The organism is Kouleothrix sp. 19917, assembly GCF_057073505.1.
The window spans coordinates 5,236,092-5,252,400 of record NZ_CP097099.1 but is presented as its reverse complement, the minus strand read 5'-3'; the positions used below and the strand labels follow the sequence as shown (position 1 = coordinate 5,252,400).

9 protein-coding genes are annotated in these 16,309 nt (G+C 62.9%); 7 read left to right on the top strand and 2 right to left on the bottom strand.

Translation table 11 applies throughout. The annotated features are described in order from the left end of the window. Positions 1 to 89 precede the first annotated feature (89 nt). The 4 genes from M1P90_RS21260 to M1P90_RS21245 all read left to right on the top strand — a co-directional run bounded on the left by M1P90_RS21260 (position 90) and on the right by M1P90_RS21245 (position 9,278). Complete coding sequence (locus M1P90_RS21260; RefSeq protein WP_483697321.1) at positions 90 to 4,886, top strand: response regulator; 4,797 nt, start codon at positions 90 to 92, stop codon at positions 4,884 to 4,886. A gap of 395 nt (positions 4,887 to 5,281) precedes the next feature. Continuing rightward, positions 5,282 to 7,876: a PAS domain S-box protein gene (locus M1P90_RS21255; protein WP_483697320.1), complete on the top strand. Its 2,595-nt coding sequence runs from the start codon at positions 5,282 to 5,284 to the stop codon at positions 7,874 to 7,876. 97 nt (positions 7,877 to 7,973) lie between these two features. Then, complete coding sequence (locus tag M1P90_RS21250; RefSeq protein ID WP_483697319.1) at positions 7,974 to 8,627, top strand: response regulator; 654 nt, start codon at positions 7,974 to 7,976, stop codon at positions 8,625 to 8,627. 273 nt (positions 8,628 to 8,900) lie between these two features. Then, complete coding sequence (locus M1P90_RS21245) at positions 8,901 to 9,278, top strand: response regulator (protein ID WP_483697317.1); 378 nt, start codon at positions 8,901 to 8,903, stop codon at positions 9,276 to 9,278. Here M1P90_RS21245 and M1P90_RS21240 read toward each other — a convergent pair. Next, positions 9,275 to 9,547, bottom strand: coding sequence for a hypothetical protein (locus M1P90_RS21240; RefSeq protein ID WP_483704743.1), 273 nt, complete (start codon positions 9,545 to 9,547; stop codon positions 9,275 to 9,277). The genes M1P90_RS21245 and M1P90_RS21240 overlap by 4 nt on opposite strands. Here M1P90_RS21240 and M1P90_RS21235 point away from each other — a divergent pair. Continuing rightward, positions 9,491 to 10,705, top strand: a complete 1,215-nt coding sequence (locus M1P90_RS21235; protein WP_483697316.1) for a hybrid sensor histidine kinase/response regulator — start codon at positions 9,491 to 9,493, stop codon at positions 10,703 to 10,705. The two genes, M1P90_RS21240 and M1P90_RS21235, sit on opposite strands and share 57 nt — an antisense overlap. A 59-nt stretch (positions 10,706 to 10,764) precedes the next feature. On the opposite strand, the gene M1P90_RS21230 is transcribed toward M1P90_RS21235, so the two are convergent. Further along, positions 10,765 to 14,094 carry a PAS domain S-box protein gene (locus M1P90_RS21230; protein WP_483697314.1) on the bottom strand — a complete coding sequence of 1,110 codons (3,330 nt, stop codon included), beginning with the start codon at positions 14,092 to 14,094 and terminating at the stop codon, positions 10,765 to 10,767. Positions 14,095 to 14,506: 412 nt separating this feature from the next. On the opposite strand from M1P90_RS21230, the gene M1P90_RS21225 reads away from it, so the two are divergent. Further along, complete coding sequence (locus M1P90_RS21225) at positions 14,507 to 15,424, top strand: GNAT family N-acetyltransferase (RefSeq protein ID WP_483697313.1); 918 nt, start codon at positions 14,507 to 14,509, stop codon at positions 15,422 to 15,424. A gap of 214 nt (positions 15,425 to 15,638) precedes the next feature. Beyond that, positions 15,639 to 16,256, top strand: coding sequence for a hypothetical protein (locus M1P90_RS21220; protein WP_483697312.1), 618 nt, complete (start codon positions 15,639 to 15,641; stop codon positions 16,254 to 16,256). The last annotated feature ends 53 nt before the right edge of the window (positions 16,257 to 16,309 follow it).

The following is a 16,309-nucleotide window of genomic DNA, read 5'->3' as shown; positions in this document are numbered from 1 at the left end:
ATGTCGTCATAACCGATACATATACGAACGGGTGGCTATGCGGCCCGAACAGATTTCCTGACAAGAACCGCGAAACATAGGGTGTGTGTATGGGCTCTCAATTTTATCGGGTGTTGCTTGTCGACGACAGCGCCGAAGATCGCCTGGCCTTCCGGCGCTTTCTCGAGCGCGATGGCGAGTTTTCTTTCATCTGCTACGAGTGCGCAAGCGCGGCCGAGGCGGTAGCGGCCTGCCGCGAGCTGCAACCCGATGCGGTGCTGCTCGACTATCACCTGCCCGACGACGAAGGGCTGGTGCTGCTCGGCGCGTTTATTGAAGAATATGGTCTCAACGCCTTTGCTATGCTTTTGCTCACTGGCTCGGGCAACGAGCAGCTTGCCGTTGCGGCCATGAAACTCGGCGCGCACGACTACCTGGTAAAAGGCCCGCTCATTCAGCACCAGCTTGGGCGCGCGGTTGCCGGCGCGATCGAGCGCGCCCGCCTGCAGCGCAAGCTGGTTGGGCAGCACCGCGAGCTGATGGTGAGCAACACCCGGCTTGAGCAAGCCCTGGCAAGCGTTTCGGAGCAGCGGCGGTTTTTGAATGTGACGCTGGCAAGCATTGGCGATGGCGTGATCAGCGTCGATGCCGGGGGCGCAGTGGCCTTTCTTAACCCCGAGGCTGCGCGCCTGACTGGCTGGACCTACAACGAAGCGCAGGGCCTGCCCGTGGCAACCGTCTTTCAGATTGCCAGCGAAGCAACGCGCGCGCCGATTGCAACGCCCATTGCCGAATTGCTTGGCGGGCAGGCCGCCGCGCCAGCCGGCACCTGCCTGCTGCGCGCGCACGATGGCCGCGAGACGCCGATCAACATGAATATCACACCCATCCAGCAGGCCGGCGGCACGATCGAAGGCGCGGTGATTGTGTTCCGCGATATATCAGCCCAGAAGCAGGCCGAAGCCTCGCTGCGCACCGAGCGCGACCGCTTCATGAAGCTGGCCGAAACTGTGCCCGGCGTTGTCCACGCCTTCCGGCTCTGGCCCGACGGGCGCAGCGATTTCCCCTATGCCAGCCCGCGCATCGCCGAAATCTACGCTTTGCCGCCCGAAGCACTGGCGAGCGATGCATCGGGCGTCTCGTCGCTCTGGCACCCCGCCGACGCCGAGCGGCTGTTTGCCTCGCTGGGGCAATCGTACCAGCAGCTGGCGCCCTGGCACGAAGAGTTTCGGGTGCTTAACCCGGCCGGTGGTGAAATCTGGGTCGAAGGTCACTCCATCCCGCAGCGCCAGGACGACGGCAGCTGCATCTGGTATGGCGTGCTCACCGATATCACGGCGCGCAAACAGGCCGAAGAAGCATCGCGCCGCGCCACCGAGCGCCTGCGCACCCTGGCCGATGCCTCGCGCGCCTTTGCCGAAGCGGGCGCCGATTTCCAAACGCTGATCGAGCAGATTGCCCGTATCAGCGCGGAACAGCTCGACACTGGCTGCATGGTGAATATGCTGAGCGACGATCGCGAGTGGCTTGTTCCCGCCACATTCTACGATTGCGACCCAGCCACACTGGCCCTGCTGCAGCAGGTATACAGCGGCATTCGCATCAGCATCAGTGCGCCAAATGCCACAGCGGCCGTGGTTCGCCAGAAACAGGCGCTCCTTGTTCCACAGATCGACCCTGCCGCAATCCGCCCAACGGTTCCCAGGGAGCAATGGGCGCTGTTCGAAATGTTCCACCCGCACAGCTCGATCATCGTGCCGCTCCAGGCGCAGGGGCAGGTGTTCGGCACCATGACGCTGATTCGCAACCAGCCCAGTCAGCCGCCTTTCGACGAAGACGACCTGCTGCTGGCGCAGGATCTGGCCGACCGCGCCGCCCTGGCGATTGCAAGCGCGCGCCTGCTTGGCCAGATCCAGGCCGAGCTGGCCGAGCGCAAGCGCGCCGAAGCCGCAGCCTCCGAGCGCGAGCGCAAGCTCAGTACGCTGCTCGACATGCTGCCGATTGGCATCTCGATCCTCGATGCCGAGCGCCATGTGCTCTATGCCAACCCGGCGCTCCAGCGCATTGCAGCCATATCCAACACATCGCTGCAGGGGCAAGTCTACATGCAGCGCCAGTATGTGGATGCGTCGGGCGAGCCCATGCCCGTGGAAGCCTTCGCCAGCGCGCGCGCCTACCGCGAGCGCCAGCCGGTGCACAATGTCGAAACTGGCATTGTCAAAGAAGATGGCAGCCGTCTCTGGCTCAACGTCAGCGCCGTGCCGGTCGATTTCCCCGACTGGAAAGTGGTGGTTGCCAGCGCCGATATCACCGAGCGCAAGCAGGCCAACCTGGCGCTTCAGGCCAGCGAGCTGCGCCGCGCGCTTGCGCTGGAAGCCGGCCAGCTCGGCACATGGGAATGGAACCCAGGCGCGCACACCATCGAGCTTGATCCAACGGGCATGCAGCTGCTTGGCTTCACGCCCGAAACATTCACCGGCAAGGACGAACAGCTCTTTGCCACCGTGCACCCCGATGATCTGCCCGACACGCGCGACGCCATGCAAGCCGGAATCGAGCGCGGAATTGTGTATAACCAGCAATTTCGCTGCCGCATGCCCGATGGCGCGTGGCGCTGGCTGCAGGGCATTGGCAAAGCCTCCCACGCGCCCAGTGGCGAGTTTCTTGGCTTTTATGGCATTATTGCCGACATCACCGAGCGCAAGCAGATCGAGCACGAACGCGAACGCGCGCGCCAGCGCTCGCAGATGCTGGCCGACGCCTCGCGCACCTTTGCCGAGGCCTACGACGACGAGCCGCGCCTGCTTGAAACCATGGCCAGAATAGCCGCTGAACAACTTCAGGCGCTGTGCGTGGTGCGCCTGCTTTCGGAAGACGGCCAGCGCCTGTTTGTTTCGAACCTCTACCATGCCGACTCGGCGCTCGTGGCAGCCGTTCAGCAAAGCAGCTTCCTCGCGCCCATCCCTGCCGCCGATACCGTGCCAGCCACGATTGCGCTGCGCACCGGGCAGCCTTTCCTGCTGGCCGATGTGGGCGCGGCCAGGAACGACCCGGCCTTGCACCCAAGCCTGCGTGCATTCTGGGAAGAAAACCAGGTTGCCAGCGTGCTGACGACCCTGCTGCGCGTTCAGGGCCACGCAATCGGCACGTTTGTGCTGCTGCGCATAGGGGCCAGCGCGCCCCTGTTCGATGAAAGCGACCTGGCGCTGGCGCAGGATCTGGCCGACCGCGCCGCGCTTGCGCTGGGCAATGCGCGCCTGCTGCAGCAGCTTGCCGCCGAGCGCGCCACCCTGGCCCGCCGCGTCGACGAGCGCACCGCCGACCTGAGCATTGCCAAGGCCGAGCTGGCCCGCACTGCCCGCCTCAAGGACGAATTTCTTGCCAATATGTCGCACGAACTGCGCACGCCGCTGAATTCTATTCTTGGCCGTTCCGAAGCCCTGCAAGAAGAAATTTATGGCACGCTTGCGCCCAGGCAGGCCGAGGCAATTCGAGGTGTTGAAGCGAGCGGCCGCCACCTGCTGGCCCTGATCAACGACATTCTCGACCTTTCCAAAATCGAGGCCGACAAGCTCGATCTGCAGATCGAGCCGATTGCGCTGGCGCCGATTTGCCGCAGCGCGCTGCAAATGGTGTCGCAAACCGCCCGCAAGAAACGCATCGCCCTCACCTCCACAATCGACGCCCTGGCCGAAACCCTGCCCGCCGACGCGCGCCGCCTGAAACAGGTGCTCGTAAATCTGCTTTCCAATGCTGTAAAATTTACGCCCGAGGGCGGCAAAGTTGGCCTGGAAGTGCAGGGCGACGCTGAGCACGATACCCTTACCCTCACCGTTTGGGACACCGGCATTGGCATTGCAGAAACACATATGGAGTTGCTGTTCAAGCCCTTTGTGCAGATCGATAGCCAACTAAGCCGCCAGTATGAAGGCACTGGGCTGGGGCTGGCGCTCGTGCTCCGGCTGGTGCAGGCCCATGGCGGCAGCGTGGCAGTGGAAAGCACGCCCGGCCAGGGCAGCCGCTTCAGCGTGACATTGCCCTGGCAGCCGCATACAGCTGCCGAACCGCTGGTGGCGGCCAGTGAACCAGCCTTCAGCCCAAACCTCACCGTGCGCTCGGTGCTGGTGATCGAAGACTCGGCTACCTCCGCTGAACAGATCGAGCGTTACCTGCATGAGCTTGGCATTCAGGTCGCCATTCACGCGCAGGCCAGCGGGGCAGTTGCGCGCGCCGTCGGCCTGCTGCCCGACCTGATTATTCTCGATGTTCTTTTGCCGGATGGCATGGGGTGGGATGTGCTCCACCAGCTGAAGAACGATCGGCGCACACAGGCCATCCCCGTGCTGATCACATCGGTGATAGATGACCCCGAGCGCGCGCGCGTGTTTGGCGCGGCCGGCTTCCTGCTGAAGCCGATCGACCGCGCCGTATTCGCGCAGACATTGCAGCGTGTGGCGAGCCTGGCAGGCCAGCCGGCCCCCGCGCCTGATGCCCCCGCCGCAACAGGCCCTGATCTGCCCGGCGTTGGGCCGCTTCGCATCTTGCTGGCAGAAGATAATGAATCAACCATTGATCTCATGCGCGATTATCTGCATTCCAAAGGCTACGAAGTACTAGTGGCGCGGAATGGCGGCGAGGCACTGCTGCACGCCCAGGAAGCGATTCCGGCGCTGATCCTGATGGATATTCAGATGCCGGGCATAGATGGCCTGGAAGCGATCCGGCGCATCCGGGCCGACGCAGCCCTGCGCGATACCCCAATCATCGCCGTAACGGCGCTGGCAATGCCGGGCGACCGCGAGCGCTGCCTGGCGGCCGGCGCCAGCGATTACCTTACCAAACCCGTCAGCCTGCGCACGCTGCTGCGCAGCATCGAGGGCTATCTGCAGCGGCCCCGGCTTGGGTGAAGTTCGTTCCTGCGTGCTGAGACGAAGGGGGAAAGACGAAAGACGAAGGGGGGAAAGACAAAGGACGATTTACCGCAAAGAGCGCAGAGACCGCGAAGGGCTGCGGGTTAGCCGGTTGCAGGTTGGCAGGTTTGCGAGTTGCCGCCGGGGCGTATTACATACGCCTGTTTGCAGGTTATAGCGGTTTGCAGAACACTTGACCACTCATGCACCGGCAAGAAACGCAGCGTGTGGAAAATGCACCTGCCTTCTGCCTTCTGCCGATGGCAAACTGCGATGCAGGTTCAATCCCAAAACCCCAGACCCAAAACCTCATGCGGTTCTGATCCCTGATCCCTGACCACTGATCCCTGACCACTGCGTCCTGGGTTCGAGCGACCGAATGAGGAGGGCATATGCGCAAACAAATTGCCGACGAACCGCTGCAAACGAGCCTGACCTATGGCCTGGCTGGTTTGCTGTGGATGCTGCTGGCAAACCTTGTGCTGCAGGCCAGCATCGGCGATCCGCGCCGCGCTGATCGTTTGCAGGTATACACTGGCTGGGCCTTTGTGCTGTTCAGCACGATCATGCTGTATGCGCTGCTGCGCGCCAACCAGCGGCGTCAGCAGGCCGAAATGCGCGGCCGCGAGCAAGCCGATGCCGAGCTGCGCGAACACCAGCGCAAGCTCGCCACCGTGCTCGATCTGCTGCCGGTGGGGGTTGCCATCCTCAACGACAGCCGCGCGGCCCTGTATGTGAACCCGGCGCAGGAGCGGCTGGTTGAACAGACCTCGGCCAACCTGCTGGATGACCGGTATCTTTCCATTCACTTTGTCAACGCCGCTGGCGAAGCCCTGCAAACCGACTCCTTCGCCAGCGTGCGCGCCATTCGCGAACAGCGCCCCATTCTGCACGAAACCACTGGCATTGTGCGCGCCGACGGCAGCATCATCTGGCTCGATGTCAGCGCCATCCCGGTTGACTTCCCCGATTGGAATGTTGTTACGGTGATTTCGGATCTCAGCGGGCGGCGGCGCGACGAAGCCCAGCTTCGCGAACAGGCCAGCCTGCTCGGCCAGGTGTCCGATGCGATTATTTCTGTTGACCCGAGCTTTGTGATAAAAAGCTGGAACGCCGCCGCCGAGGCGCTGTATGGCTGGCCCGCCAGCGCAGCGATTGGCCAGCTGCTCCCTGCCCTGGTGCCAACCGAATACCTCGACAGCGACGCCCAGCGCTCGTTTGCCGACGTGACCGAGCGCGGCGCGTGGGAAGGCGAAGTGGTGCAGCGCCACCGCAATGGCGAAGCGCGCACCATCCTCAGCAGCGTGCGCGTGCTGCGCAATGGCGGCGGCCAGGCGGCTGGCCTGGTGGCCGTCAACCGCGATTTCACCCAGCGCCGCCGTGCCGAAATGGTGCTGCGCCAATTCGAACAGCGCTTCGCCACTGCGTTTCATTCCAGCCCAGCCGCCATGCTGATCACGCGTGCCAGCGACGGAACGTTTATCGACGTAAATGCGAGCTACCAGCAGCTGTTTGGCTTCACCCGCGACGAGCTGCTTGGGCAAACCGGCACTGCGCTGGGCATCTATGTCAATGCCGATCAGCGCGCCGAAACCGTGCGGCTGCTGCGCGAGCAGGGCCGGCTGCGCGATTTTGAGATGGTGCTGCGCACCAGATCGGGCGACCTGCGCAATGTGCTTTGCTCGCTCGAACATATTGAGATCGACGGCGAGGCCTGCCTGCTTGGCACCATGGTCGATGTCACCGAGCGGGCGCGCGCCGAAAGCGCTCTGCGTCGCTCGGTTGCCCGCCTGCAACTGCTGGCCGACGCATCGCGCGCGTTTACCGAAGCTGGCATTCATTCACAATCCCTGCTCGAACTGATCGCGCGCCAGGTGGTTGGGTCGCTTGGCGATTTCTGCCTGATCCGTGTTCTTTCCGATGACGCCAACTCGCTGGATGTGGCCGCCCGCGCCTACTACGACCCAGCCGATTACCACATGGCCAGCTACCTCGAAAGCATGACAGCCAGCCTCGCTATTGCACTTGATCAGGGCGGCCTGCATGCCCAAACGTTTCATAGCGGCAGTGCTGTGCTGATGCCCACGGTCGATCTGGAGGCTCTCCGGCAGGAATTAGCCCCGCCGCTTTGGGAAGCGTTTGTGCAGGTAAAACTCCATAGCCTGCTCATGGTCGCTATTCGCTACCAGGGCCATTCGAGCGGCCTGATGACCGTGTGGCGATTCCGCCCCGAGCAGCCGCCATTTGATGAAGACGATTTGCAGCTGGCGCAGGAACTGGTGAATCGCGCCGCTACCGCGCTTCAGAATGCACGCCTTTTTGAAGAGGTGAGTGCCGCGCGCGAACGCTTGCGCGCTTTGTCGCGCCGCCTGGTTGAAGTGCAGGAAGCCGAGCGCCGTTCGGTTGCCCGCGAACTGCACGACGAAATCGGCCAGTTGCTTACCGGCCTCAACATGATCCTCGAAGCAGGCCCGCATATCTCCCACAGCCTGCTTGTCGAGCGGCTCAGCGAGGCGCAGGCGATGGTCAACGAGCTTACGGGCCGTGTGCGCCAGCTTTCGCTCGATCTGCGCCCGCTGATGCTCGATGATCTTGGGCTTGTGCCGGCATTGCTGTGGCTGTTTACGCGCTACACAGCCCAGACTCAGGTGGAAGTTGCCTTCAGGCACGCCAGCATGGAACGGCGCTTTGCTGCAAATATTGAAATTGCGGCCTATCGCATCGTTCAGGAAGCCCTGACGAATATTGCGCGCTATGCCCGCGTGCACGAAGCAAGCGTCTATGTCTGGTCGACGGAGGAGTTGCTGGGTGTGCAGATCGAAGATCATGGTGCTGGCTTTACGCTTGCGGGCCTGCACGAGCAATACATATCCAGTGGCATTGCCGGCATGCGCGAGCGCGCGCGGCTGCTGGGCGGCGATCTGATCATCGAAACAGCGCCCGGCGCGGGCACGGCCATATTTGCCAGCCTGCCACTCACCCCATAGCCGGGCCGCCCGCTGCCAGCACAGGCGAAGCCGCTGCGGCTACGCGCTGCCAATGTGGCACCCTGCTGGTATAATTGGCGCAGGGGAGGTACAGATAATGAGCACACTCACAATTGTGCTGGCCGATGATCACAATGTCGTGCGCCAGGGCCTGAAGGCGCTGCTTGAAGCACAGCCCGGCTGGATGGTGATCGGCGATACTGCCGATGGCGTGGCCGCAGTTGAACTTGCCGAGCGGCTGCGGCCCGATGTGCTGGTGGTAGACATGATGATGCCGGGCTTACCCGGGCTGGAGGTCATTCGGCGCGTTCGGCAGCGCGTGCCACAAACGCAGATTGTGGTGCTTTCGATGCACGCCGAAGAGTCGTATGTGCGCGAGGCGCTGCGGGCGGGCGCGCTGGCCTATGTGCTGAAAGAAGCGAAAGCTGCCGAGTTTACGCAAGCCGTGAGCGAAGCTGCTGCCGGCAGGCGCTACCTCAGCGCGGCGCTTTCCGAGCGCGCTATCAGCGCCTATATCAACCAGGCCGATGCCGGCGCGCAGGATCACTATGAACTCCTGACCGAGCGCGAACGCGATATGCTGTATCTTTCTGCCACCGGCCTCAGCGCCGCCGAAATCGCGGCCCACCTCTCGATCAGCCCCCGCACTGCTGAGTCGTACCGCGCGAATATGATGCGCAAGCTGGGCCTGCGCAATCAGACCGAGCTTGTGCGCTACGCACTTCGCCGCGGCATCATCCCCAACGAATAGCCCCCCTCAGAAACGCATTGTAAAGCGGAAATAGAGCCGCCCCTGCCCCTCCCTCCTGCTAAACCCCTCGGTACTTTTTGCCCTGTTCCTCTGCGTATATCGTGCGCAGGCACCTACGTAGGCAATTGCGCGAGCCCGTAGATATTCGGCCTGGCGCGTATATCGTTGTTGCGGCAATTACAGTGTGTTTCACACCCACAATACTGTAGCTGTACGAGGCGACAGGGAAGGAAGCGGCAACTATACTCTGCTCAATGAGTAGCGAGGGTATGAATGCAGCCGCTTTCTGTGCTGATAGCCGAGACAAATGCCACACTGCTGAAAATAACAGCGCGCTTTTTAGGCGAGCAGTTTGCCAGCGATCTTACGATTTCTGGCCTGGCATCAAGCGATCAGGAGGCGCTGGCACTTTCGTTGGAACTCCAGCCACAGCTGATCTTGCTCGGCGTGAGTGGTTGGACGCCTTCCGGCCAGAGCATGGTTCGGGAATTGCGCGCACTGGCACCACGGGCCGCGATTGTTGTGATGGGGAACAGCGATATCGACGGCTATCAGCAAGCTGCCCTTGCCGCTGGTGCCGACGCCTTTCTTCCTAAATGGTCGCTGAAAACCGGCCTGCTGCCGATTATCCAGCGGCTCGCTGCGTGTTAATCCAGGGCCGTAACGCTCCAGGCGGCTGGCTGTGCCCTGGCCTGAGCAAACAACAGCTTTGCCAGCAAATCAGTGATTGCTGATGCTTTCGCCTCCTGCTTCTTCACCGCCTTTCTTCGTGAAAGCACGACCGCGCATTGTTTGCAATGCCTTCCGCAGCATAGTGCCGCATCTGGTGCCACCAGTTTTAGCTGTGTAAAGGGAATGTTCGTATGCACACACCACATGCCATGCAAATTCTGATCATCGACGATGATGATGAGGCGCAAGCGATCCTAGCCGACGTGCTGACACCCCAGGGCCACACCATCCTTGCCGCCGATTCGGGCGCGGAAGGATTGCGCCAGGCCAGTGTGCACCAGCCCGATCTTATTCTGCTCGACGCAGTTATGCCCGAAATGGATGGCTTCGATGTGTGCACCCAGCTGCGCGCCGCGCCGCACACTGCCGAAGTGCCCATTGTGATGATTACCGCCGAAGACAGCCACGATGCGCGCCTCAGGGGCATCAGGGCCGGGGCCGACGAGTGGCTCGCCAAGCCACTGAATGTGCGTGAATTGCTGGTGTGGGTGCAAATGTTTGCGCGGCTCGATCAATGCCGCAAGGCAATAAAGGAGCGTGATGAGGCCATTGTGGCGCTTACCCTGGCCCGCGACGCAGCGCAGCAAATATCGCAGCGAAAGACTGCAATTATTACCAATATGAGCAATGAATTATATACCCCGCTAACCAATGTTATTGGCATGAGTGAACTGTTAATTACCACGTTATTAGATAAAGGACAGCGTGAGTTCGTGAATTCAGTACTTGAATCAAGCGCCAAACTGCTTGCCACTATCGATACCATGGTCGATTACACTTCGCTGGAAGATGGGAATTACGCATTTGTGATGTCGGCATTCGATCCTGCTGCCGCAATTGGGGCCGTGGTTGGGGCTGTTCGCCCGGTTGCGCAGGCCAGCGGTTGTACGCTTGACCTTACCATCGACCCGCGGCTGGCAACGGTTGTGAAAGGCGATATGGCGCGCCTGCAGCTTGTGATGCGTACGCTGATGGATTATGCCATTGCATCGTGCGCCCAGGGAACAGTTGCGATCGCTGCTGAGCTGATCGCAGGGCCGGCCGAAGAGCAACGGCTATGCTTCCAGATACGCGACGCGGGTCATGTGCTGACGGCCGATCAGCAAGCCCAGCTTTTTCAGCCGTTCCAGCGCGAGCATGGCTATGGTGCGCGGCGGCCCGGTGGCACAGCCATGGGGCTTGCGATCAGCAAGCGGGTGATCGAACTGCTGGGCGGAGTGATCAGTGTGGCGAGTGAGGCTGGGCAGGGCACAACATTTTCTGTGCAGGTGCCGCTCTATAAGTATGCGCCGTTTGTGCCAAAGCGGCCCCGCCCATCGATTGAGTTTGTTCCAGCCCCCAGGTAGCGCGCCAGGGCGGGCTGGCTCTGCCCTGCTGGAGTGTGGCGCGTTTTCTGGCGGCGAACCTATGCGTCCGCCGTGCCCACCTGTTTCGCAACAATAGCCAGCAGCTGCCCCAGCGGCACCGGCTTGGGCAGGTAGGCGTGCGCGCCAGCCGCCAGGCAGCGCTCGCGGTCGCCCGGCATCACCATCGCCGTCAGCGCAATCACCCGCATCTGCGCCAGCTGCCCTTCCGCGCCGAGCTGCGCCAGCACTTCCAGCCCGCTTTTGCCCGGCAGCTGAATGTCGAGCAGCACCAGGGCTGGCCGCTGCCGCCGCGCTTCTTCCAGCGCCTCGTTGCCATCACGCGCCACCGCCACCCGGTAGCCCGCCGCCAGCAGTGCCGTCTGCAATACATCGATCGTCGGCTCGCTATCTTCGGCCACCAGAACCAGCGGTGCAGGAATGCGCCGCGCGCTGGGCAGTGGCAGCGCGATGTGCGGCTCCTCAATCGCCTCACCGCCCAGCACCGCCACCGGCACCCACGGCAGCGTCACGCTGAAGCGGCTGCCCTGCCCCAGCACGCTTTCTACCGTGACGCTGCCGCCGTGCGCCTCGGCCAGCTGCCGCACCAGCGCCAGCCCCAGGCCCGTGCCGTCGTACGAACGGTTGAGCCGGCTGTCGAGCTGCCCAAATGGCCGGAACAGCCGCCCAAAATCGTGTTCTGCAATCCCGATCCCACTGTCCTGCACCGCAAACGTCACCTGCCGCCCCGCCGCATCGCCCTGCACCGCAAGCGTGATGCGGCCATCGGCTGGCGTAAACTTCACCGCATTCGAAAGCAGGTTGTTCAGGATCTGCCGCAGCCGCCGCTCGTCGGCCCACACGGTCGTCGCCGCCGGGTCGAGCGTCATCGAAAGCGCGATCCGCTTTGCCCTGGCAGTTGGCATTACCGTGCCCAAACAATCCTGGCACAGCGTGGCGATCTGGGCAAGCTGCTTTTCCAGCTCTACGCGCCCGGCTTCGAATTTGGTGTAGTCGAGAATATCGTTGATCAGCGCCAGCAGCTGGCGGCCACGGCGCTCGATCATCTGCACCGCCTGCGCCTGCGCGGTGGGCTGCTCGCCATACACGCCATACAGCAGCAATTCCGCCTGCCCCAGCACCGTCACCATTGGCGTGCGCAGCTCGTGCGACACAGTGGCAAGAAATTCGTCCTTGAGCTGGATGACGCGCTGGTGCTCGGCGGTGAGGGCGGCCTCGGCGCGCACGCGCGCATCCACCTCGTCGCGCAGCGAGACGATCAGGCGGGCGATGTGCAAGGCCAGCCCGGCGCGGTCGGCCAGGTCTTCGGCCAGGCGCAGGTCGTCGGGCGTGAAGGCGGGCAGCAGCGGGTCGTGCCGCCAGAATGCCAGCGTGCCAACGATCACGCCGTCTTTACGCAGTGGCGTCACAAGAATGCTCTTTGGCCGAAACATGTCGAAGATTGCCTGTGCAGCAGGCTCAACTGTTGTGCGCAGTTCTTCCAGATCCACCTGCGGAATTAGCAGCGCCTGGCCGCTGCGCAGCATTTGCGCGGCCGGGTGCACACTGTCCCGGTGGACGCGTGAGTCCAGAAAGTTTGCCTGCAACAGCGCACGTGTTGCGGGGTCGCGGTCATAGATGCTTTCGGTCAGCAGCCATTCGCCGTCATCGGAAAGCATGCGAACGAAGCTGCTGGCCTGCATGTACTGGCCTATTGTGCGCGCCACCGCCTCCAGCACTGCGGGCTCATCATTCCCCACCGCCGCAAATATGCGCGAGGCATCGGCCAGCACGTGCAGCCGCGCATTGGCGCGCTTCAGCGCCCCCTCGGTGCGCACCTGCGCCGTAATATCCTGCGACATGACCATGCCGGCCTCAACTACTCCCGCAGCGTTGGCAATCGGCAGCACATAGGTGCGGTAGGTCATGTCGCCCACCGGCACATCGGCCACACGGGGCATGCCGGCCAGCGCGGCGCGATAGAGTGGCTCCATCTGCTGCGCGACCTCGGGCGGCAGCATCTCCCACAGCGTTGCGCCAGGGAAGGCGGTTTTGTCCAGCCCGGCCGCGGCCAGGCCCTGCCCATCGGCCAGGATGTAGCGCAGCTCGCGGTCGAACAGCAGCACCGCGCCATTCGGGAAGTTTTCGGCCAGGGTGCGGTAGCGCACCTCGCTCGCCCGCAGCGCCTGCTCGGCTTCCACGCGTTCCGTCACATCGCGGAAGCTCACGATGATGCCGCCAACCGCTGGCACCTCAAGCGCATTCACGGTGCTGCGCTCGATCCAGCGCCAGCTGCCGTCGCGGTGGCGCGTGCGGGAAACGACCTGCCCGCGTGCGCCCGGCGTAGCAAGCACGCGCGCGCGCATCGCATGGAGCGCCGCCAGGTCGTCGGGGTGGGTCAGCATGTCGTACGATTGCCCGCGAAACGTGGCTTCGTCGTACCCCAGCAGCGCCGTCACGGTGCTGCTCATATAGCTGATCTTCCCGGTGCGGTCGAGCAGCAGCACGCCATCCGCGCCATTGTCCACAACTGCGTGCCAGCGTTCTTCACTCGCCCGCAGCGCCTGCTCGGCCTGCACCCGCGCCGTGGCATCGGCCACGATTGTCGCCACCTGCCAGCCCGGCACAGCCAGCGGCACGGCATGCACATCGACCCAGCGCGTGCTGCCGTCTTCCAGCATCACGCCAATCTCCTGCTGCACCGGGCGCTGCTCGGCCACTGCCCGCGCGCTGGCTACCTCGCTCAGCGGCATTGTGCTGCCATCGGGGCGCAGGTAGGTGCGCGCGCGATACGCGCCGGTCTGCAGCTTGTCTGTGCTCAGGCGCAAGATCTCGCTCATGGCCGGGTTCGTGTAGACGATCTGGCGCTGCTCGTTCAGGATGCTGATCCCCACCGGCAGCTGATGGAGCAGCACGCTCAGCTGCTGCTCCATGCGGTTTTGCGCCTGCATAGCCGCCCACTGCGCCGTCACATCGCGGTTGATGCCAATCGTCGCGGCAATCGCGCCGTTCTCGTCGCGCAGCACGCGCAGCGCGCTTTCGAGCACCAGCTCGCGGCCATCGCGGGCGCGCTGCACCACCACGCCGCGCCACTCGCCGTCGCGCAGCAAGGTATCGCGCACCGCATCATCGCTCACGCCGCCCTCGTAGCGCAGCACCCCCAGCACCTCGTGGGCGGGCCGCCCCAGCGCATCGCTGCGCGACCAGCCATAGATCCGCTCGGCCGCCGCATTCCACGCGCGGATGTTCCACTCCGTATCGGTCACAATCACCGCATCGCTCACCATGTCGAGCCAGGCGGTTGGGGCAAGCAAGCTCTGGTGCAGCAGGCGCTCCAGCCCGGCAGGATCAATGGGCGCGCCGTTGGTGTGTGCGTGGGGAAGGTCTTCCATTGGTGCCTCCAGAGAGAGCAGTAGGCCTGCACTACGGCGAACAGAAAAGCATAGTCGCAGAAACAACAAAGCGCATCACAACGCCGAACGTTGTAGGCACTTGCGCGGAAGCGGGGACAAGTACGCCATGGGCCAGGCAGCAGCGACGCGCGGAAACGTGTGCTCGTTGCACGAGGAACAGGGGAGGGAATTGGCCTTTCCGGCCGCGCCGATCTTGGGGGATTGCCAGCGTCGGGCTGGCAGTGCTACAATAGGCGCAGCATCACACGGATATCAGCGCACCCACCTTGCCAGCCAGAGCAGGGGTGGGTGTCGCCTTTTCTGCCCTCAGTATAGCAGATCCTGTTCAGCGTTTGTGGCAGACGCTTCTGGCGAAAAAGCCTCGGAAGGGTGAGCAGCCATGCAGCCACCAATGACCCATCGGCCCTACGCGGGTGAGGCGGATTATCAGCGAATGCGGGCGTTTCTGCAATCGACATTCGCCTTGCAGGGACCGTGTCCGCGTATCACCATTGGCGATTTAGACTACTGGCGCTTTCAGCAGCCCGACCCTGCCGCCTCCATACAATCCTGCGGCCTCTGGCAAGGCAGCAACGCGACACTTCTCGGCTTTGCCTGGCCGGGCCTTGAGCACAATGGCACCGGCATCATCGATCTGAGCGTACATCCTGATTACGCCGAACTCCTGGAGCCCATGCTCATCTGGTCTGAAGCATGGCTGCACCAGGCCATGCCCGCTGCCACCGCCCGTCTCGATGTGACTACGTCCGCGCTCGAACACAACGCCGCGTTGATCGCCGTGCTCACGGCACGCGGATGGGCCCGCACAGACAGCTCTCATCAGTACCGGGAACAGTCTTTGGCCAGCTTCGTTCCCGCTGGGGTGCTGCCTGCCGGCTACACCATCCGCCATGTGGAAGGAACCGAGGACAGTGCGCCCCTGGCGGCGCTGAATAATCTGGCACGGCCAGGGCCAGAGCTGACGCCAGCCACCTACCGTGCAATTATGGGCGCCCCGACCTACCGACGCGAGCTGAATCTGATTGTCTGTGCGCCAGATGCCACGTTTGCCGCGTTTTGCATCCTGTGGTACGACGAGGTCAACCGTGCGGGGGTCTTCGAGCCGGTCGCGTGCCATCCCGCCCACCAGCGCAAGGGTCTCGCGACGGCGATGATGCGCGAGGGCCTGCGGCGTTTACAGCAGCGCGGAGCGACCCGTGCCCTGGTGGCCACAAGCGGGCGGAACGAGGCAGCGAACGCGCTCTATGAGTCGCTGGGGTTTCGCGCAACCGAGCGGAAATGGTACTGGCAGAAGACCATCTCCCGATAGGTGCTGCGCTTAGTGCATACGCCCCCCACCACCATCTCGGCGAACTGGAGCTTGCCCTGAGACTCCCCTAATCTTATCGAAAGGCGTAGCCAAAAGTGCCCGCCCCTGAACTGCGTGTCTGCGGTGCTTGGGCGGAACCATTAATCACTGGCCTGCTTATTGCAGACAGATCCATGGAGACATGCTATATCAGTGAAAGAGGTTCTCGCTTCTCATGACCTACACTCCAATAAATGCAGGCTATCTTCATGCTGTCGCATCCAGCACCACGATCACAGCGCTCTTTGCAGCAGTGTGGGGGCTCAGCGGAAGTTTCGCCATCCCCGGGATTCTCCGCATTCTGTGCCTTCTTACAGTGCTGCTGATTTCAACATTCTTGCTCGGTATCGTATTCCGCTTCGTTCGTGCTGCCAGTCACCTGCCGGAAACCAACGCACAACCGCGCACTTCCAATCCATTTCGGAGCCGCCTGTACAACGTGGCGGTCGGGGCGCAGTTTGTCGCGATTTTCCTGGCGGCCCGGCTTCTCACCGCGCTCGGCTACGCCGATGCAATTATCTCGGTCGTTGCGATCATCGTGGGTCTGCACTTCTTTGCTCTTATCCCCGTCTTTCAATCCTGGCGATTCGCCGCTGTAGGCGGCGCAATGATCCTGCTTGGGCTCAGCAGCCTGTTGCTCCCGCCAGCGATCACCTGGCAAACGGGCAGTGAAACCCTCGCATTGCGTACCGCCGTTGTGGGTCTTGGGTGTGCCATTATTTTATGGCTCGGTATTGCGCCCTTAGCACTTGCAACCTGGCACCACATGCGCCAAATATCCCAAGCCGTATAATGTCCCCGCCCGGGCCGGCCTGCGTGTCGCCGGGCGGGCGAAACCCTTGAAGC

Coding starts and splice junctions, on each gene's coding strand:
- M1P90_RS21260 (WP_483697321.1), top strand. CDS start 90: ATGGGCTCTCAATTTTATCGGGTGTTGCTTGTCGACGACAGCGCCGAA.
- M1P90_RS21255 (WP_483697320.1), top strand. CDS start 5,282: ATGCGCAAACAAATTGCCGACGAACCGCTGCAAACGAGCCTGACCTAT.
- M1P90_RS21250 (WP_483697319.1), top strand. CDS start 7,974: ATGAGCACACTCACAATTGTGCTGGCCGATGATCACAATGTCGTGCGC.
- M1P90_RS21245 (WP_483697317.1), top strand. CDS start 8,901: ATGCAGCCGCTTTCTGTGCTGATAGCCGAGACAAATGCCACACTGCTG.
- M1P90_RS21235 (WP_483697316.1), top strand. CDS start 9,491: ATGCACACACCACATGCCATGCAAATTCTGATCATCGACGATGATGAT.
- M1P90_RS21230 (WP_483697314.1), bottom strand. CDS start 14,094: ATGGAAGACCTTCCCCACGCACACACCAACGGCGCGCCCATTGATCCT.
- M1P90_RS21225 (WP_483697313.1), top strand. CDS start 14,507: ATGACCCATCGGCCCTACGCGGGTGAGGCGGATTATCAGCGAATGCGG.
- M1P90_RS21220 (WP_483697312.1), top strand. CDS start 15,639: ATGACCTACACTCCAATAAATGCAGGCTATCTTCATGCTGTCGCATCC.